The organism is Haemophilus parainfluenzae (assembly GCF_900638025.1).
Lineage (GTDB): Bacteria > Pseudomonadota > Gammaproteobacteria > Enterobacterales > Pasteurellaceae > Haemophilus_D > Haemophilus_D parainfluenzae_J.
In genome coordinates, this window is record NZ_LR134481.1 from 1,365,915 (window position 1) to 1,384,871 (window position 18,957).

At 38.9% G+C, this 18,957-nt stretch carries 16 protein-coding genes, 1 tRNA gene and 1 riboswitch; of the genes, 6 read left to right on the top strand and 11 right to left on the bottom strand.

The window, feature by feature from the left end:
- Positions 1–34: 34 nt before the first annotated feature.
- From yedF to moeA, 4 genes are all read right to left on the bottom strand, one after another.
- Positions 35–304, bottom strand: a complete 270-nt coding sequence (yedF, locus tag EL215_RS06930) for a sulfurtransferase-like selenium metabolism protein YedF (RefSeq protein WP_049357517.1) — start codon at positions 302–304, stop codon at positions 35–37.
- Positions 305–344: 40 nt separating this feature from the next.
- Positions 345–1,568, bottom strand: coding sequence for a selenium metabolism membrane protein YedE/FdhT (gene yedE, locus EL215_RS06935; protein ID WP_049357558.1), 1,224 nt, complete (start codon positions 1,566–1,568; stop codon positions 345–347).
- A gap of 221 nt (positions 1,569–1,789) precedes the next feature.
- Positions 1,790–2,512, bottom strand: coding sequence for a molybdopterin-synthase adenylyltransferase MoeB (moeB, locus tag EL215_RS06940; protein WP_049357515.1), 723 nt, complete (start codon positions 2,510–2,512; stop codon positions 1,790–1,792).
- Positions 2,512–3,729 (bottom strand): molybdopterin molybdotransferase MoeA, encoded by a 1,218-nt coding sequence (moeA, locus tag EL215_RS06945; RefSeq protein WP_049357513.1) that lies wholly within the window; start codon positions 3,727–3,729, stop codon positions 2,512–2,514. The genes moeB and moeA overlap by 1 nt, the downstream gene beginning before the upstream one ends.
- Positions 3,730–3,884: 155 nt before the next feature.
- Here moeA and folE point away from each other — a divergent pair, with 155 nt between their 5' ends.
- Complete coding sequence (gene folE, locus EL215_RS06950) at positions 3,885–4,535, top strand: GTP cyclohydrolase I FolE (protein WP_049357511.1); 651 nt, start codon at positions 3,885–3,887, stop codon at positions 4,533–4,535.
- Between the two features lie 44 nt (positions 4,536–4,579).
- Here folE and aroA read toward each other — a convergent pair whose 3' ends face one another.
- From aroA to EL215_RS06965, 3 genes are all read right to left on the bottom strand, one after another.
- Positions 4,580–5,878, bottom strand: coding sequence for a 3-phosphoshikimate 1-carboxyvinyltransferase (gene aroA / locus EL215_RS06955; RefSeq protein ID WP_049357509.1), 1,299 nt, complete (start codon positions 5,876–5,878; stop codon positions 4,580–4,582).
- The gene (purU, locus tag EL215_RS06960) at positions 5,878–6,714 is read right to left on the bottom strand and encodes a formyltetrahydrofolate deformylase (protein ID WP_049357508.1); all 837 of its coding nucleotides are present in this window, start codon (positions 6,712–6,714) and stop codon (positions 5,878–5,880) included. Before purU ends, aroA begins: the two co-directional genes overlap by 1 nt.
- A gap of 71 nt (positions 6,715–6,785) precedes the next feature.
- Entirely contained in the window at positions 6,786–7,190 is a 405-nt protein-coding gene (locus EL215_RS06965; RefSeq protein ID WP_049357505.1) for an H-NS family histone-like protein, read from the bottom strand.
- 297 nt (positions 7,191–7,487) lie between these two features.
- Positions 7,488–7,664, top strand: a riboswitch (Lysine riboswitch).
- A gap of 63 nt (positions 7,665–7,727) precedes the next feature.
- On the opposite strand from EL215_RS06965, the gene EL215_RS06970 reads away from it, so the two are divergent.
- Positions 7,728–9,248 carry a Na+/H+ antiporter NhaC family protein gene (locus EL215_RS06970; RefSeq protein ID WP_126471098.1) on the top strand — a complete coding sequence of 507 codons (1,521 nt, stop codon included), beginning with the start codon at positions 7,728–7,730 and terminating at the stop codon, positions 9,246–9,248.
- A 72-nt stretch (positions 9,249–9,320) separates the two neighbouring features.
- Here the strand turns inward: EL215_RS06970 and cls are convergent, their stop codons facing one another.
- Positions 9,321–10,781 (bottom strand): cardiolipin synthase, encoded by a 1,461-nt coding sequence (cls, locus tag EL215_RS06975; RefSeq protein WP_049357501.1) that lies wholly within the window; start codon positions 10,779–10,781, stop codon positions 9,321–9,323.
- An 18-nt stretch (positions 10,782–10,799) separates the two neighbouring features.
- On the opposite strand from cls, the gene EL215_RS06980 reads away from it, so the two are divergent.
- Positions 10,800–11,477 (top strand): TIGR01621 family pseudouridine synthase, encoded by a 678-nt coding sequence (locus EL215_RS06980; protein ID WP_126472036.1) that lies wholly within the window; start codon positions 10,800–10,802, stop codon positions 11,475–11,477.
- A gap of 10 nt (positions 11,478–11,487) precedes the next feature.
- Here EL215_RS06980 and EL215_RS06985 read toward each other — a convergent pair whose 3' ends face one another.
- Positions 11,488–12,798: a cation:proton antiporter gene (locus EL215_RS06985; RefSeq protein ID WP_126471100.1), complete on the bottom strand. Its 1,311-nt coding sequence runs from the start codon at positions 12,796–12,798 to the stop codon at positions 11,488–11,490.
- Positions 12,799–12,936: 138 nt separating this feature from the next.
- Between EL215_RS06985 and xthA the strand changes: the two genes are divergently transcribed.
- Both xthA and EL215_RS06995 read left to right on the top strand, forming a co-directional pair.
- Positions 12,937–13,740, top strand: a complete 804-nt coding sequence (gene xthA / locus EL215_RS06990) for an exodeoxyribonuclease III (protein WP_126471102.1) — start codon at positions 12,937–12,939, stop codon at positions 13,738–13,740.
- Between the two features lie 9 nt (positions 13,741–13,749).
- Positions 13,750–14,523 carry a TIGR01619 family protein gene (locus EL215_RS06995; protein ID WP_126471104.1) on the top strand — a complete coding sequence of 258 codons (774 nt, stop codon included), beginning with the start codon at positions 13,750–13,752 and terminating at the stop codon, positions 14,521–14,523.
- 132 nt (positions 14,524–14,655) lie between these two features.
- Here EL215_RS06995 and EL215_RS07000 read toward each other — a convergent pair.
- Positions 14,656–14,731, bottom strand: a tRNA-Asn gene (locus EL215_RS07000).
- Between the two features lie 389 nt (positions 14,732–15,120).
- On the opposite strand from EL215_RS07000, the gene uvrB reads away from it, so the two are divergent.
- Complete coding sequence (uvrB, locus tag EL215_RS07005; RefSeq protein ID WP_126471106.1) at positions 15,121–17,157, top strand: excinuclease ABC subunit UvrB; 2,037 nt, start codon at positions 15,121–15,123, stop codon at positions 17,155–17,157.
- Between the two features lie 39 nt (positions 17,158–17,196).
- Here the strand turns inward: uvrB and EL215_RS07010 are convergent, their stop codons facing one another.
- Entirely contained in the window at positions 17,197–18,588 is a 1,392-nt protein-coding gene (locus EL215_RS07010; protein WP_126471108.1) for a DegQ family serine endoprotease, read from the bottom strand.
- Between the last annotated feature and the right edge of the window lie 369 nt (positions 18,589–18,957).

An 18,957-nucleotide genomic window follows, 5' to 3' on the forward strand; every position in this document is an offset into this window, starting at 1 on the left:
GCACTTTGAGAGATTAAAGTGCGGTTTTTTTACATTAACGTTGAATCAAATAGCGTAATTTAGTGCCATCTTGCTCCACGCTTAATAATGTGTAGCCGTGGTTTTTAGTATCAACAGGAATATTGTTGATGGATTGGGCACAGTCGCTTAATAGCTCTAAAATTTCGCCTTTTTGTAATTGGGGCATGGTTTCGAGCATCGTGATTGCTGGATACGGGCAAGGTTCACCTAGTGTATCTAACGTGTAATCTGGGGTGATATCTTTTGGATCTTTATCTAATTTTTGAACAACGGTAAATGCCATAATAATGTCCTCTTTTTTGAATGAATTCGTTAATATTTAATTAGCAGCCACAAGCTTGTGGATTTGCTGCGGCGATTTTTGCTTTAGCCTTTTTCAAGAAGTGGTGTTCCCACCAAACGACAGCGATTAAGCAAAGAATAAGCAAGCCGTAATTCACTAATAAACCGCCAACTGGGCCAAAGGATTTCAATAAGTTAAGTTTTTCGTAATCTAACGCAAGCACAGGGGCGAGATCGTCCCATGCATAGGCTAAATAGGTTGAGCCAACAACATTACCCACTCCTACCCACATAAAGTGAACTTGACCTTCCATTGAGCGATACATCCAACCGGTTTCACATCCGCCTGCTAACACAATACCGAAGCCAAATAATAAACCACCGATAATCGCATTTGGACCCGCCCACATGATTTTGGCAGGGACGCCTAATTGAATATAGCTGAATACGCCAAGTGTACTCACGAGAATACCAAAGATAATGGCTTTTGCCATATAAGCACGGCCTGTTACCCATAAATCACGGAAGGCAGAAGTAAAGCAGATTTGAGCACGTTCAATTAATAAGCCGAAAGCTAATCCACAAAGCATCGCAAAACCCAGTTTGACGGAGTTTGTCATCACATAAAGTGACGTAATTAGGTAAGCAAAAAAGACGACCATACCAATCCAAAAACGACGATTTGCTTGTTTAGGATCCGTTTCTTGTAATTTTGCCGCGCCTTTTTTCAATTCTAATTTCACACGGAACATTGGAAGTAAGGTGACTTTTACCCCTGCGTAAGTGCCTATGGCAGTGGCAATAGTGAAAAACCAAGCGTGAACCGAAAATTGTGGAATACCCGTGAAGAGAGAGGCAAGGTTACAGCCCATTGCTAAACGAGCACCAAATCCCGCTAATGCACCACCAATGAGGGCTTGAACAATACGGCGTTTGTGTGGTTGATTACGCCATTTCACGTTGTTTGCCCAAAGTGCGGCAGAAATACATCCCGCGAACATACCTAAAATCATCACGCCATCAATACGGGTGAAGATCGTGCCTTGCATGCCGATAATTTTATAATAGCTCCAGTCGGATACATCGACGCCTAGCGCTTGCAAAGCATGACCGCCCCAACGGGTAAATTCCCCGGTAACCGCCCAATAAGTGCCTGTTACCCCAAAGTAATAAGCTGAAATAAGCCCTGCAGCAATAACGGCAGCGACAGGATTCCAGTATTTGATCAGATAATTTTGTTTGAATTGCTGCAAAATCTCTTTCATGAGTGAGTAAATCCTTAAAATGAAATGATGATTTGCAAGTGCGGTATAAAATGAAGAGATTTTTGAAGTGTCTGCCATTTTCCTATACACAAAACTTGCGATATAAGACAAATGAATTGTCGAGCAAGATAATAGCATTTGTTTTTTGTTAATGCACGAGGGGAGGGATAATTATTTATGGGTAATTTGAGAGAAGGACAGACTTGATGTCTGTCCAACTATTAGACGGGTAATTTCATTTCTCGGATACGCATGGTTAATCCATCGATTAACAATAAGCGTCCACATAAATTTGAACCAATTTTTAACCGTACTTTAATGGCTTCTAAGGCTTGAATAGAGCCAATAACACCCACAATTGGCGCGAGTACGCCCGCCTCTACACAACTTAAAACGTTTTGCCCAAATAGCTGGCTAAGTTGGCGATAGGTTGGGGTATTAGGTTCGTAAGTAAAGACGGAAACTTGCCCTTCTAAACGGATCGCTGCACCTGAAATTAGCGGGATCTTCGCTTGTTCGCACCCACGATCGAGCGCATTACGAATATCCACGTTATCGGTACAATCTAATATCACATCAAAGTGCGGTATGATTTCCGTGAGTTTTTCTTCGGAAAGTTGCGCATTGATGGTTTTAATTTCTACGTGTGGATTAATCTGTTGTAACGCGATTTTTGCTGATTCCACTTTAGGCATATTTAATCGGCTATCGGTATGCAAAACCTGACGTTGCAAATTAGAAAGCGATACAGTGTCAAAATCCAATAAAGTTAAATGACCCACGCCAGCAGCGGCAAGATATTGACTTGCCGCACAGCCTAAACCGCCCAGACCGACAATTAACATTCGGCTGTCTTTCAGCTTTTCTTGCCCGTCAAAATCAACTGCTTTTAAGATGATTTGGCGGTTATAGCGCAGTTCTTCTTCGTAGCTTAATTCAGCCATTATTGCCCCAATAGGTGATTAAACGGTTCAATGGTGACGATTTCACCCGCAGTTACATTACCGCGATCTTTTTCTAAACGAATAAAGCAGTTACTTTTCACAAAAGAACTGAATAAATGTGAGCCTTGGAACCCTACGGGTTGCACTTCAAGTTGACCATTTTCATTAATTTGATAGAAACCACGTTGGAAATCTAAACGTCCTGGCGCTTTTTTCAAATTGGTTTGGGCAATCGCTTGAAAGTGCGGTTGTTTTTTCGGGTGTTTTTTACCGCTTAATTTGGCAATAGCCGGTTGCACTAATTGATAGAATGTCACTAATGCAGAAACGGGATTGCCAGGTAAACCGCAGAACCAAGCATTTTCTAATTTACCGAAAGCAAATGGCTTGCCGGGTTTCATCGCAATTTTCCAGAAATTCACTTGGCCCACTTTTTCTAACACGGTTTTTGTAAAGTCAGCTTCACCCACCGAAACGCCACCACTTGTGATCACCAGATCTGCCTGAGCTTGTGCTTTCACAAAAGCCGCTTCAAATTCATCTTGGTTATCCGGCAGAATACCAAAATCAAGCACGTCACAATTTAATCTTTCGAGCATTAATTTCACGGTGAAACGGTTAGTATCATAAATTTGTCCCGCTTGTAACGGTTGGCCGACAGGCACTAATTCATCGCCGGTTGAAAGCACGGCCACTTTTAAGCGAGGGTAAGCTTTGACTTCAGCAATGCCTAATGAGGCAAGTAAAGGTAAAGAAACGGCATTTAACTCATCTCCTTGATGTAATACCACATCACCTTTTTTCACATCTTCACCAATACGGCGAATATTCTGATTAGCTTTAGGTAAGGCAGAAAAGGTAACAGAACCATCTTCATTGACGGTCACATCTTCTTGCATAACCACCGCATCAGCACCTTCAGGAATCATCGCACCCGTCATAATTCTGATCGCACTTTGTGTTACCCATTTTCCTTGAAATGGATTACCCGCAAAGGATTTTCCTGCGACAGAAAGCGTCATGGATTGCAGTAAATCGGCTAAACGAACCGCATAACCATCCATTGCGGAGTTATCAAAAGAAGGCACGTTAATTGGAGAAATCACATCTTCCGCACAGACACGATTTGCGGCTTCAGTTAAAGCCAGAGTTTCAGTTTTTGTTGGGAAGGGAAGTTGGTTGAGCATTTGCGCCAAGGCATCTTCAAGTGGCAACATTATCAATCCTTTGGGTTGAGCGAAATAAAAGTGGATATATTGTAGCCCGAAATTCAACATGAAGGAAATTAATAAATTAGGGTGATTTTTCGCATTTTACGAATAATTCATCTTTTGCTAAAATGACACATTATTTTTTTATAAATGGAAAGTAAATGAACGCGATTTCACCTGATGCGGAAAGTGTCCGCAGAGCCTTGATTGCCAAAGGCATCGAAACACCAATGATTGATCCGACTCAATGTAAAGATGAGCGCCGTGTGGCGATTGCTTCGCATATGCGTGAAGTGATGAAATTGATTGGGTTAGATCTACGTGATGATAGCTTAGAAGAAACGCCAAGTCGTTTAGCTAAAATGTTTGTTGATGAAATTTTCAGTGGAATGGATTATGCCAATTTCCCGAAAATGACGAAAATCAAAAATCAAATGAAAGTGAGCGAAATGGTGCAAGTGAATGACATCACGTTGACCAGTACTTGCGAACATCATTTTGTGACGATTGATGGTAATGTCGCTGTCGCATATTATCCAAAAGATTGGGTGATTGGCTTGTCTAAAATCAATCGCATTGTGGCGTTTTTTGCGCAACGCCCGCAAGTACAAGAGCGTTTAACTGAACAGCTTTTAACGGCATTTCAAACCATTTTAGAAACCGATGATGTGGCAGTTTATGTGAAAGCAACACATTTCTGTGTGAAAGCTCGCGGAGTAAAAGATACTCACAGCTATACTGTGACATCAGCTTATGGTGGAATCTTTCTAGAAGATCGTGAAACCCGTAAAGAATTTTTATCTTCTATTTAGAAATAACGAAAAAAGCACCGAGCATTCGGTGCTTTTTTATGTTTTTAACTTCGAACACTTAATTTCTCAAATTCATCGAAGAATGTTGGGAAGGTTTTAGCCGTACATTTCGGATCTAAAATCGTGACGGGTGTATCCGATAATGCAATCAACGCAAAACACATTGCCATACGGTGATCGTTATAGGTCTCAATTTCAGCATGCTTAAATTGAGAAAGATCAAGTGGTTGAATTCGAATAAAATCTTCACCTTCTTCAACTTCCGCACCGACTTTTCGTAATTCGGCAGCCATAGCTGCAAGGCGATCGGTCTCTTTCACTCGCCAGTTATAAATATTGCGAATAACGGTTTCACCCTTAGCAAATAAGGCGGTTGTGGCAATCGTCATGGCTGCATCAGGAATGTGGTTCATATCCATATCAATGCCGTAGAGCTCAGCTTGTTCTGCTTGAATAAAATCTTCACCCCAAGTGATTTTTGCGCCCATTTTTTCTAGCACGTCGGCAAATAGGCGGTCGCCTTGGATGGAATGCTTACCAATTCCTGTCACTTTTACGTTGCCTTTAATCGCGGCGGCGGCAAGGAAATAAGAAGCGGATGAAGCATCACCTTCTACTATATATTTGCCAGGTGAGACATAGGATTGGTTACCTTTCACCTTAAATAATTGATAATGTTGATTTTCAACCGAAACACCAAAATCTTTCATCATCGCGAGGGTGATATCAATATAAGGTTTTGAAACTAAATCACCCACAATATGGATATCTAAATCGCCTTCAGCAAGAGGGGCAGCCATTAAAAGTGCGGTCAAAAATTGAGAAGAAATCGAACCGTCAATTTTAATCATGCCACCTTTAATTCCTTGATTGCGAATTGCAAGCGGTGGGTAACCGTCATTTTCTAAATAACGAACATTAGCCCCCGCTTGAAGAAGTGCATCCACCAAATGTTTGATTGGGCGTTCTTTCATTCGAGGCTCACCGGTCAAAATGACTTCGCCTTCAGCGTTTCCTTTTAAACAAAGCGCAGCCGTTAAAGGACGCATGGCTGTGCCAGCATTACCTAGAAACAGTGATAAGCCATTTTCAATCTGAAATGCGCCACCTAAGCCTTCAACTTCACAGCAAGTTTTGTTTTCAGAAAGCTGGTAATTTACACCTAAAGCTTTAAAGGCATTTAGCATATGACGAATGTCATCACTGTCTAACAAGTTAGTAACCGTTGTGGTGCCTTTAGCTAATGCGGCTAATAATAATGCACGGTTTGATAAACTTTTCGAACCTGGTAAGTTGAGCTCACCTTCAATGCGAGAAATTGGCTCTAAAGTGATTGCTTTCATTACAAGACCACCGTTTTATTTTTATACACAAAAATACGATCATGTAAGGCAAGATCAAGTGCACGGCTTAATACGGTTTTTTCCACATCACGGCCTGCACGCATCATGGCATCGGCAGAGTAAGTGTGATCCACATTAATCACATTTTGCATAATGATCGGACCTTGATCTAATTCATTATTAATAAAATGAGCCGTTGCACCAATGATTTTTACGCCGCGCTCATAGGCTTGTTGATAGGGTTTTGCTCCAATAAATGCGGGTAAGAATGAATGGTGAATATTGATGACGCGATTTGGATAACGCGCCACGAATTCAGGATTTAATACACGCATATATTTTGCTAATACAATGTAATCAGGTGCATATTCATCAATTTTTTCAGCCAGTAATTTATCGTGTTCCACACGCGTGAGCCCTTCATGGCTGACACAATGGAATGGAATATCAAAGCGTTCAACTAATTCGCGTAAATTATCGTGATTGCCAATTACTGCCACAATTTCTACGTCTAACGCACCGTAGTAATTTTTCATTAAAATATCACCTAAGCAATGTGCTTCTTTGGTGACTAAAATTACGATACGTTTACGTATTGCACTGATTAGGCGACAGTTTGTTCCTTTCGGTAAACTATAATCTAAATCAGCTAGTAAGGTTTCTTCATTAAAAATCCCTTCTAATTCGGTACGCATAAAGAAATGCTTTGTTTCAAAATCAACAAACTCATTATTATGAAGGATATTTAATTGGTGTTTGTAACAAATATTGGTGATTTTGGCGATTAGTCCTTTGTCATCTGGACAGTCGGTCAGTAATATTTTCTTTTCTAACATAATGAATATTTTGCAAGGTAAATAAAAAAAGAGAACCCATAAAAATGGGTTCTACATAGTTGATAATGAAATTAGATTTCGAAAGAAGCTAAAGATGCACCTTTATCTAAGGCCTTTTGAATCACACGAGGTGTACGACCTTGGCCAGTCCATGTTCTTTCTTGACCAGTTTCATCAGTATATTTGTATTTTGCTGGACGAGGTTCACGTTTTTTACGAATTGAAGCAGGGGCAATACCAATAATTGCAGTTAATTCTTCCGCTGTGATACCTTCTTGTTTAATTAATTCTTTATATTTGGCAATACGAGCACGACGTTCTTGTTCAGCCTGTTTAATTTCAGCGGCTTGAGTGCGTTTTTCTTCAACAGCAGCTTGTAATTTTAAAAGTGAATTTTCAGCTTGCTCTAATGTTAAATCGCGTATAGCTGCGCGCAAGCTACGAAGATTAGTTAAACCTTTTGTTAATTCGTTCATTACTACCTCTTTTTACGTGTGTGAATGCTTAATTATTTTCAAAACATATGATAGCGAAAATAATATATTTGGTAAATATGAATTAACAAAAATACAATAATTAATTAGTCGAATGTCATTATATTTATATTATCAATTGAATTATTCTTATATTGTTTTCCTCATATAGAGGTTAAATTTCTTAACAAACACGTAACAATCTTATAAGTAATGGTAAATAAAATAATAGATCTAGGAAAAAAACATAAGATTTTATTGGTAATATTATCCGTTTTAATGTAATCTTTCTATATCCTATACAACAGTAGAGGTGCGATTACTATAAGTATTTTCTTAGAGTGGATAACGTTGAAGAGAAAGGAAAGGAGTGATTGCCGAAATCGAATAAAAGTCATTTTATTCGGTTGGTTGCGTGTTCGAAAGGAACGTGACTGTCATAGTTTTATGTATTAACTATGGAGCGCTACGGTTCGGTCTGGTTATACTTGATTGTATCTTTTCTTGCCGTTGTCTCCATTAATTTATAGGTATAACTTAATGGAACTAATTGATTATTCTTCATCTATTTATTCAGTTATACCCGCATTTCTTGCGATTGTTTTAGCGATTGCAACGCGTCGGGTTCTGGTTTCTCTAAGCGCAGGGATTATTGTTGGGACGTTAATGTTGGTTGACTTCCATCCATTGGATGCGCTTATTTATTTAAAAGATAATGTTGTTGCGTTAGTTTATAGTGACGAAAATGGCATGAATTCAAATATGAATATTGTGTTTTTCCTCGTTTTACTTGGCGTATTGACCGCACTTTTAACGGTATCAGGTAGCAATCGTGCTTTTGCTGAATGGGCTCAAAAGAAGATTAAAGGTCGTCGTGGTGCAAAATTATTAGCCGCATCTTTAGTATTTGTGACATTTATTGATGATTATTTCCATAGTCTTGCTGTGGGGGCAATTGCTCGTCCAGTCACCGATCGTTTTAAAGTTTCTCGTGCTAAATTAGCGTATATTCTTGACTCAACGGCCGCACCTATGTGTGTCATGATGCCAGTATCTAGCTGGGGAGCATATATTATTACTCTCGTAGCCGGTTTATTGGCAACCTATTCTATTACATCTTATACGCCAATGAGTGCATTCGTTGCCATGAGTTCAATGAATTACTATGCGATCTTCTCATTATTAATGGTGTTCTTTGTTGCTTATTTCTCATTTGATATTGCGGCGATGGCTCGCCATGAAAAATTAGCCATGGAGCGTGATTATAAAGAAGAAGCCATTGAAGGTGTGAAAGGTAAAGTTCGCAACTTAATTTTACCGATTTTAGTCTTAATTACCGTCACTGTTTTTATGATGATTCATACGGGTAGTGAGGCCTTAACGGCAGATGGAAAACCATTTAGTATCTTAGGCGCCTTTGAGAATACAACGGTGGGAATATCACTGGTTGTAGGTGGTTCTAGTGCAGTTGCTATATCGACATTATTGATTATTTTTGAGCGTCAAGTTTCTTTACAAGAGTATGGAAAAGCCTGGATTGTTGGTGTTAAATCGATGTTAGGGGCAATAGCAATCTTATTTTTTGCTTGGACAATTAACAAGGTTGTTGGTGATGCACAAACCGGTAAATATTTATCTTCTTTAGTAAGTGGTAGCATTCCCGTTCAATTTCTGCCTTTTATTTTATTTATATTGGGTACTGCAATGGCGTTCTCAACAGGAACAAGTTGGGGAACATTTGGGATTATGCTACCAATTGCTGCAGCGATGGCAACTAATTCAGCGCCAGAGCTATTACTTCCTTGTCTTTCGGCTGTAATGGCTGGAGCTGTATGTGGAGATCATTGTTCACCGGTTTCAGACACCACGATTTTGTCTTCAACAGGGGCAAAATGTAATCACATGGATCATGTAACGACACAACTCCCTTATGCTGTAACAATTGCGACAGCGAGTTCAGTTGGTTACATTGTAGTGGGTTTTACAAAATCAGGTTTAGCAGGTTTTATTACAACAGCTTTTGTATTAGCTCTTTTAGTCTTTGTGGTAAAAAAACGGTAATCGTTAAGTGACGCAAAATAAATAAGGGCATACACATTGAATGATATGCCCTTCTTTTTTAGTGTGTAAATATTATAACAATGGACTAAATAAGAAAAACAATCGTTCGATAATTCGATGATAGAGAGGGCGATTAAGCCATTCTTGCATATCGAGTTTAGATGAATTCGCTAAGTAATTTTCGTGGAGTGTTGCGACTTCGTTAGCAAAATTACGATCTTCGACGGCAATAGTGATTTCAAAATTAAGTAAAAAACTACGCAAATCCATATTTACTGTACCAACAAGTGCAAGTTTATTGTCAATCAGTACACTCTTTGTATGCAGAAGCCCCGCTTCAAAATGATAAATTTTTACTCCCGCTTCGAGTAAATCATCAAAAAAGGTTCGACTTGCCCAACGAACCATGAGGGAATCATTTTGCTTTGGTAAAATAAGTGTGATCTCAACGCCACGGAATGCGGCAATACGTAATGCTTCAGCGATATTGTGACTTGGTACAAAGTAAGGCGAGGTGATCACAATACTTTCCCTTGCCGCATAAATGGCGGTAGCAAGAGATTGAGCGATTAGGTCATCAGGAAAAGCGGGGCCACTAGCAATCACTTGTACTGAATGCGTGTCGTTATCGTCAATTTCTACAATCGGGCAATTTGGTAATAAAAGTGGTAATTCTTCCGTAGTTTCAATTTCCCAATCCCAGGCGTGTAGGCTGTTTAAAATCGGCGAAACAGGGCCATTAATTCTCACCATTACATCTACCCAATTACCCACATGACTTTCTTGTTTGAAGAAATTTGGGTCTACCATATTCATACTACCTGTATAGGAAATTTGATTATCAATGACGATAATTTTACGGTGTTGGCGTAAATCAATTCGGTTGAAGAACATGCGGAACAAGTTTACGTGTAACGCTTCTGTAATCTCAATGCCTTTCACTTGCATTTCTTTACAAATAGCACTTTTAAGAAACGCTTTACTTCCAACAGAATCTAGTAAAAGACACACTTTTACACCACGTTGTACGGCTTCTTCTAACGCTTGTTTAACCTCATTAATTAACCCATCATTACTCCAAATATAAAAGACCATATTGATGGAGTGGCGTGCTTGTTGAATATCACCGATGATACTTCGAATAATGCTTTCCGGTGTATCGAGAATATGTAATTCATTGCCTCGAATATTCGGAATGCCTAAGCGTTGGTGGACCAATTTAAATAAAGCACGATAACGTGGATCTTTAGAATGAGTGACCACATCTTTTTGTTCTGAAAGTAAGTTAAGCCATTTGATATATTTAGGTTTTAACAGCTGAAATGCTTTGGCACGGCGAGTACCGAGTTTCACTTCACCAAAAACCAGATAGGCAATGACACCAATTAGCGGCACGAGGTAAATAATCATTAGCCATGACAACGTAGCGGAAACCGCTTGTTTTTTGACGAGTAACCGCAAGGTGACAGAAATAACCGCCACCCAAATTAACACGGGAATAATATAAACCAGTATAATATGTTCAACATTCATCAATTTTTAACCGCACTTATGAAATTAGACATTATTTATCAGACCGATGATTTTATCATTATTTATAAGCCTTGTGGACTGAGCGTGCATAAAGATCAAAGCGAAATTGGTTTAACCACTTTGCTTGCTGAGCAGCTTGGCGTGTCACAGATTTGGCTTGTACATCGGTTAGATAAAGTGACATCAGGTTTACTCATTTTGGCATTGAACGCCGAAAGTGCGGCTGAATTTTTCCGACTTTTTGCTGAACACCATATTCAAAAAACTTATCTCGCCCTTAGTAATCAGAAACCCAAAAAGAAACAAGGATTGATTGTCGGGGATATGCAAAAGGCCAGAAACGGCGCTTGGAAACTCTGCCCATCAAAAGAAAATCCCGCGATTACGCGTTTTGAAAGTGTAAGTTGTGAGCCTAATTTACGAGTATTTATCTTAAAGCCGCAAACAGGGAAAACCCATCAATTGCGTGTGGCGATGAAAAGCTTAGGGAGTCCGATTTTAGGCGATACGCTTTATGGTAAAAACACTGAAAATATTGACCGCACTTATTTGCACGCTGCAAGATTGCAATTTGAATTTAAAGGTCAGGCATTTGATGTGTTGACCCCTCCGAAAGAAGGAGAGTGGTGGCATCGTGAAGGCGTCATGTCTCAGATTCAAAAAATAGGCTCAGCAAATGCTGAGCCAAAGATATAAACGTGATTGATTATTTCGCTAATCCGATACCTGTATAGCCGCGTTCACGCATGGTTGCTTCTTTTGATTTACGAATTAAAGTTTCAATTGTCATGCCTTGAATGAGAATTGAGAATGCGACTACCGCATACGTCATACCTAAAATAAGATCGCGAACATCCATTTCTAATCCTTCAATATAAAATTGGCCACTTGGAATAGAAAGCGCCATAGCGAGCGCTAATCCACCTCGTAATGCACCCCAAGTGAGTACTTTCATGGTGTAAGGGTTGTATTTACGGTAGCGTTTCATGACTTGGAATGGTAACCAAACACTTGCATAGCGACAGATTAAGCAAACCGGAATAGCGAGGAAAATTAAGATTAAACCTTGCCAAGACACATGAATCAATAAAATCGCTAAGCCTATCAATATGAAGAGTAAGGAGTTGAGAAAGTGATCAATCATTTCCCAAAAATGATCTAGATAACGCTGGCTTTGTTTAGAAAAACCGGTATATCTTGTCCAGTTTCCAATTAAAATCCCCGCAACAACCATAGCTAGTGCACCTGAGACGTGTAAGAGATTAGCAAGCATAAAACCAGCGGTTGGCACAATTAAGGTCAAGAGAATTTCTAATGAACCATCATCGGTAGCAGAAATAAGATAATGAGCAAATAATCCTAAAATCAATCCAAATGCTATCCCACCCAATGCTTCTTTTAAAAATAAATGTAAAATACCGCTAGCTGTTGGCTCGTGACCACCAAATGCAACCGCAAAAACTGTCGTGAAAATGACTAAACCAATCCCATCATTAAAAAGTGATTCACCTTCAACTTGCATAGAGAGGCGCTTTGGCGCTTTTAAGTTTTTGATAATGGCAAGTACGGCAATAGGGTCATCAGGAGAAATAAGCGCACCAAACAAAATACAGTAAATTAGATCAATATGCCATCCGAAAAGTAACGCTATACCATAAAGTAAAAAACCAATAAAAAAGGTAGAGGCTAATGTTGAGAATAAGGCAAAGGTGGTAATTTCCCATTTTTGATTATTCAGCACAGGAAGTTTAATGCCTAATGCGCCAGCAAAGAGTAGAAATCCTAAAATACCGTTCAGCAAGAAATCTTTAAAATCAATACGTTCAATAACTCGCGTCGCAATTTCGTCTAAATTAAACCAGTTTAAATAGCCCAGTAAAACGAGAAAGAGTGACCCCGCCATGGATGTTGCCGTAATAGCAATTGTATATTGAATATTATCGTTCAATTTACGAGTAATAAAACTGATTAGAATAGCGATAGTGGTGAGAAAACACAGATAAGTATAGATATTCATAAAATGATCCGAGCAAGTAATAAAGCTCGCTCAGTATAAGCAAGTTGATTTAATTTATAAAGCAGGATTTAGGAAAAGTGCGGTTAAAATTTTAATTATTTTGTATAATAGTCATTATTTTTCACATCAGGAATAGAAATGAAATTTATCTCTTTTAATATTAATGGGCTAAGAGCTCGCCCTCATCAACTCGAAGCAATTATTGAAAAATATCAACCCGATGTAATTGGTTTACAAGAAATTAAAGTCGCGGATGAAGATTTTCCGTATGCAATTACCGAAAATCTGGGGTATCACGTTTTTCACCATGGGCAAAAAGGACATTACGGTGTCGCACTGTTAACTAAACAAGAACCCAAAGCGGTGCGTCGTGGTTTTCCAACGGATAATGAAGATGCGCAAAAACGCATTATTATGGCGGATTTAGAAACGCCATTTGGTTTGTTAACGGTAATCAATGGCTATTTCCCACAAGGTGAAAGCCGCACACATGAAACGAAATTTCCAGCAAAAGAAAAATTTTATGCCGATCTTCAACGTTATTTAGAACAAGATCACGATAAAGCAAACCCTGTTTTAATTATGGGTGACATGAATATTAGCCCAAGCGATTTAGATATTGGCATTGGTGATGAAAACCGCAAGCGTTGGTTGCGTACCGGCAAATGTTCTTTTTTACCCGAAGAGCGTGAATGGTATCAACGTTTATACGATTATGGCTTGGAAGATACGTTCCGTAAATTAAACCCAACAGTCAATGATAAGTTCTCGTGGTTTGATTATCGCTCAAAAGGTTTTGATGACAATCGTGGATTACGTATTGATCATATTTTAGTGAACCGTCAATTAGCAGAGCGTTGTATTGATGTTGGTATTGCATTAGATATTCGAGCGATGGAAAAACCGTCAGATCACGCTCCAATTTGGGCAGAATTTAAATAGGGAAGCAAAATGGATATGGCAAATTGGCAGAATTATCGTTCACAAGTGAATGGTATGCCTGCTGTGTTTACTGCAAATATTGAAGATTTAGATGTTTATCATGGTAAACATCTTAGTAAAGTAGTGCAATTTACCGTGTCTTATCAAGGTGATGAGGACGGTTTGCCGAATGAAGACGAATATGAAAAATTGATTAATCGTCTTTTTAAAGTTCTTGCTCAATTGACCGCACTTCCGAATGTTTTTTTTGCTGGGCACTTTATTTGCAACCATCAGGCAAAAATGCATTTCTATTGTGAACATGATATTTTGCTTAAAGAAACCCTTCAACAGCTTGATTTTGTTTCAGAAATCAACGTACAGAATGATCCTAATTGGGATACCTATTTCGATTTCTTATTGGCTTCACCATTAGAAATGAAATTAAATGCGACAGAAGAAATTTTGAGCATGCTGAATAGCAAAGGGCGTAATTTAAGTGATACTTATTTAATCGAACATACTTTCCATTTTGATGAAGAAGAGAAAATGTTTCCCTTTATGGATGAATTAACGCTCGGACAAATCTCTTTTAATACGTTGAAATATTCTAGCCAAGCCATTCAAACAGAAGAAGATGAAGAACCTTACTTTATGGTGAAATTAGAGCAAGAGCTTTCATTAGATAGCAATGAGATCTTCCAGTGGGTAGAGCGCTTTGAAAAACTAGCCATAGAATTTTCAGGCGATTATATCGGCTGGGAGTGCGATAATTTAATTGATGATCGTTCAGCATTAAATTAGTGCGATAATTCATTAAATCAGTATAGATTAGATAAAAATAAAGCCCATCAATACGATGGGCTTAAATTCTTTTGGCTACTAATTTAGGATTCGTAAAAGGAGACAAACGAAAGCTAAACCAAAAGAGAAAGTTGGCTCCTCCTGCGGGACTCGAACCTGCGACATATGGATTAACAGTCCACCGTTCTACCGACTGAACTAAGGAGGAATAAACTTAGTATCATAAAGAATAGGCGCGCATTTTAATGATTGAAGCGATGTTTGTCAATAAAAAAAATGACAAAAAAGTGAGAGTTTTTCTATCCACAAAGCCTGTGGATAACTTTGTGGATTGTTTTTGTTTAAAATGCTTAACCACTTGTGCGGACTGGCTTTTCCTTAAATTGTTCACCTATTAGCCATAAGTAAATATTTTTTTAAATATCAATATGTTGCATAAAGTCCAGCAAAAAAAATGAAATATTTTTCAATTTTGAAGTGCTTAAGGCTTGACAGGTCTAAGTATGTGTAAAACTTGGATTTTTATTGCTCAAAATGGAGTAATAAATGTGCTAAAATAGCTACACTTCTAAAATAGCTAAAAAATTAACAGCACTTATGGTAGAGAAAATTAATACTAAGCCTTTTATCCTTCATTCCGATTTTCAACCTTCTGGCGATCAGCCCCAAGCAATCGAAAAATTGGTCGAAAATTTAGAGGATGGTTTGGCACATCAAACACTTCTAGGGGTAACGGGGTCAGGTAAAACATTTACCATTGCAAATGTCATAGCGACATTAAATCGTCCGGCAATGCTACTTGCCCCAAATAAAACCCTCGCTGCTCAGCTTTATGCAGAAATGAAAGCATTCTTTCCTGAAAATGCGGTGGAATATTTCGTCTCATACTATGATTATTATCAGCCGGAGGCTTATGTGCCGAGTAGTGATACCTTTATCGAGAAAGATGCTTCTATTAATGATCAGATTGAACAGATGCGCCTTTCTGCCACAAAGTCGTTCTTAGAACGTCGAGATACTATTGTAGTGGCGTCCGTATCAGCAATTTATGGTTTGGGGGATCCTGATAGCTATTTAAAAATGATGTTACACTTACAGCAAGGGGCCATTATCGATCAACGTCAGATTTTAGCGAAGTTAGCGGAATTACAATATACAAGAAACGATCAAGCTTTTCAGCGTGGTACATTCCGAGTGCGTGGCGAAGTGATTGATATTTTTCCTGCTGAATCTGACGATCGAGCGGTACGAATTGAATTATTTGATGATGAAATTGAACGTTTAAGTTTATTTGATCCTTTAACTGGCACAAGTTTTGGCGCAGTTCCGCGTTTTACGGTGTATCCGAAAACTCACTATGTGACACCAAGAGAACGTATTTTAGATGCGATTGAAAAAATCAAAGCGGAGCTTGTGCAACGCCGTGAATATTTCATCAAAGAACATAAATTACTAGAAGAGCAGCGTATAACCCAACGTACGCAATTTGACATTGAGATGATGAATGAGCTCGGTTATTGCTCAGGCATCGAAAACTATTCACGCTATCTTTCAGGCAGAAATGAAGGCGAACCGCCTCCGACATTATTTGATTATATGCCGTCTGATGCGATTTTGATTATTGATGAATCACACGTGACTGTGCCGCAAATTGGCGGAATGTATCGCGGAGACCGTTCTCGTAAAGAAACTTTGGTGGAATATGGTTTTCGTTTGCCTTCAGCATTGGATAATCGTCCATTACGCTTTGAAGAGTTTGAACGTTTAGCGCCGCAGACGATTTATGTTTCCGCAACACCAGGTCCTTATGAGTTAGAAAAATCGGGCAGTGAAATAGTCGATCAGGTGGTACGTCCAACGGGCTTGCTCGATCCACAAATTGAAATTCGTCCAGTATCCATTCAAGTAGATGATTTGCTGTCTGAAGCGCGTCAAAGAGCGGATAAAAATGAGCGTGTTTTAGTCACCACGCTGACGAAGAAAATGGCGGAAGATTTAACGGATTACTTAGACGAACACGGCATTCGTGTACGTTATCTGCATTCAGATATTGATACTGTTGAGCGTGTAGAGATTATTCGTGATTTACGTTTAGGCGAGTTTGATGTGTTAGTCGGTATCAACTTATTACGTGAGGGTTTAGATATTCCAGAAGTTTCTCTTGTCGCCATTTTAGATGCGGATAAAGAGGGTTTCTTGCGTTCTGAGCGTTCTTTAATCCAAACCATTGGTCGAGCAGCTCGAAACTTGAACGGTAAAGCGATTTTGTATGCTGATAGCATGACTAAATCTATGGAAAAAGCCATTACCGAAACGAATCGCCGTCGTGAAAAACAAATGAAATACAATGAAGAAAAGGGTATTGTTCCACAGGCATTGAATAAGAAAGTCGGCGAGTTATTAGATATTGGTCAAGGTGCAAATCAAAAAGCGAAATTGAAACAGCGTGGAAAAACGGCAGCTGAACCGACCGCACTCTACAATACACCAAAATCAGCCAAAGAATTCCAACAACAAATTAAGAAATTGGAACAACAAATGTATAAATTTGCTCAAGATCTCGAATTTGAAAAAGCCGCCGCAGTACGCGATCAGCTTCATCAATTAAGAGAGCAGTTTATGATATCGGAATAAAGTAAAAGAGGGTCAAATCAAATTGACCGCTCTTTCATTTTATTGCACTAATAAGTAGAAGTTGTTTTGACCACGTAAGATATTAAGTGCAATGGCAGATGGTTTTTCATCTAGCGCTTTGCGTAAGTCTTGTATGCTTTCAATTGACTGACGGTTAATGCCGATGATGATATCACCTGATTTTAAGCCGCGTTGTGCTGCCATTGAATTTGGCTGTACTTTGCTAATTTCCACACCTTTCAGGCCTTTTACATCATAGTTGTTTAAGGTTGCACCGTCTAATGCAGGAAGTTCGGTTTTACTTGCTGTTGGTGTGCTATCGTCTGCTTGCAAGGTCACTTTTACGTTTTCAGTTTTACCATCTCGTAAGTAAGTGAGCTCAATTTCTTTACCAACACCAGAAGTCGCGATTTTTGCACGCATTTCGGCAAAGCTTGAGATTTTTTGACCATTCATTGCGGTAATCACATCACCCGCTTTTAAGCCCGCTTTTTCGGCAGCAGATTTTGGAATGACTTCACTCACAAAAGCACCTTGTTGCGCACTGACATTAAAGACTTTTGCCAAGTCTGCATTTAATTCGCCACCTTTAATACCGAGTAAACCACGGCGTACTTCACCAAATTCTAAGATTTGTTGAACGAGATTGTTGGCTTGGTTGCTTGGAATTGCAAAGGCAATCCCAGCGTTACCGCCGCTTGGAGAAATAATTGCGGTATTAATGCCAATTAATTCACCTTGTAAATTCAATAATGCACCACCAGAGTTACCACGGTTTACCGCAGCATCAGTTTGAATATAGTTTTCATACGCTCCGCTATCTGAACCAGTAGAGCGACCAAGTGCTGAAACAATACCAGAGGTTACAGTTTGGCCTAAACCGAATGGGTTACCGATAGCAACGGTGAAATCACCTACGCGTAATTTATCGGAGTCAGCCATTTTGATTGCGGTGAGGTTAGTTGGTTTTTCGATTTGTACTAAAGCGATGTCAGATTGTTCGTCTTTTCCAACGAGTTTTGCTTTGAATTCACGTCCGTCTTGTAATTTTACGGTAATTTTATCCGCACCATCTACCACGTGATTGTTAGTTAAAACATAGCCTTTATCTGCATTGATGATCACGCCGGAACCTAAACCACGGAAGTTGCGTGATGAGCCACGGTTTCCACCAAATTGTTCGCCAAATTGATCACCAAAGAAAAATTTAAATTCTTCCGGAATATCATCAGGTAATGCAGAACGGCTGTTTGCTTTTGCTTTGCCTTCAACTGAAAGGGTTACAACAGCTGCTTGCGCTTTTTCTAACATTGGCGCAAGGCTGCCTTGTTCTACGATTTCATTCGGAATAGCTGCTTGAGCAGATAAAGAAGTCGCAAATACGCTTAAACCTAATGCGATGCCGGTTAACACAAAATTTCTTTTCTTCATAGAGTTCTCCAAGTAAAAAAATGACTGAATAAGTTTTCAATCTGACAAGGAAATGGGGGAAATGTTCAGTAAAACAAGAGGGTTTAAAAAAATATTTTAAAAAGTGCGGTCGGAATTGAAATTGTTTTTTATGACCACATTTTATTCAAATTTATTTATTCATTTTAGAGGATAAAAGAATAATCTATTTTAAATGGAGCAGGTACAACCTATTTTTACGCCAAAATCCTTGCCAGATAAAATGAAAGGTAGTTTAATAACGACCTACTTGGATTGCTTAACGAGTACAAGTTTTATGCAATTGTATAAAATTAGTGTATTAATTCAAATGAACTAGTTTACTAGTACAAAAAATAGGTGTAGAGTAAC

Coding starts and splice junctions, on each gene's coding strand:
- yedF (WP_049357517.1), bottom strand. CDS start 304: ATGGCATTTACCGTTGTTCAAAAATTAGATAAAGATCCAAAAGATATC.
- yedE (WP_049357558.1), bottom strand. CDS start 1,568: ATGAAAGAGATTTTGCAGCAATTCAAACAAAATTATCTGATCAAATAC.
- moeB (WP_049357515.1), bottom strand. CDS start 2,512: ATGGCTGAATTAAGCTACGAAGAAGAACTGCGCTATAACCGCCAAATC.
- moeA (WP_049357513.1), bottom strand. CDS start 3,729: ATGTTGCCACTTGAAGATGCCTTGGCGCAAATGCTCAACCAACTTCCC.
- folE (WP_049357511.1), top strand. CDS start 3,885: ATGAACGCGATTTCACCTGATGCGGAAAGTGTCCGCAGAGCCTTGATT.
- aroA (WP_049357509.1), bottom strand. CDS start 5,878: ATGAAAGCAATCACTTTAGAGCCAATTTCTCGCATTGAAGGTGAGCTC.
- purU (WP_049357508.1), bottom strand. CDS start 6,714: ATGTTAGAAAAGAAAATATTACTGACCGACTGTCCAGATGACAAAGGA.
- EL215_RS06965 (WP_049357505.1), bottom strand. CDS start 7,190: ATGAACGAATTAACAAAAGGTTTAACTAATCTTCGTAGCTTGCGCGCA.
- EL215_RS06970 (WP_126471098.1), top strand. CDS start 7,728: ATGGAACTAATTGATTATTCTTCATCTATTTATTCAGTTATACCCGCA.
- cls (WP_049357501.1), bottom strand. CDS start 10,781: ATGAATGTTGAACATATTATACTGGTTTATATTATTCCCGTGTTAATT.
- EL215_RS06980 (WP_126472036.1), top strand. CDS start 10,800: ATGAAATTAGACATTATTTATCAGACCGATGATTTTATCATTATTTAT.
- EL215_RS06985 (WP_126471100.1), bottom strand. CDS start 12,798: ATGAATATCTATACTTATCTGTGTTTTCTCACCACTATCGCTATTCTA.
- xthA (WP_126471102.1), top strand. CDS start 12,937: ATGAAATTTATCTCTTTTAATATTAATGGGCTAAGAGCTCGCCCTCAT.
- EL215_RS06995 (WP_126471104.1), top strand. CDS start 13,750: ATGGATATGGCAAATTGGCAGAATTATCGTTCACAAGTGAATGGTATG.
- uvrB (WP_126471106.1), top strand. CDS start 15,121: ATGGTAGAGAAAATTAATACTAAGCCTTTTATCCTTCATTCCGATTTT.
- EL215_RS07010 (WP_126471108.1), bottom strand. CDS start 18,588: ATGAAGAAAAGAAATTTTGTGTTAACCGGCATCGCATTAGGTTTAAGC.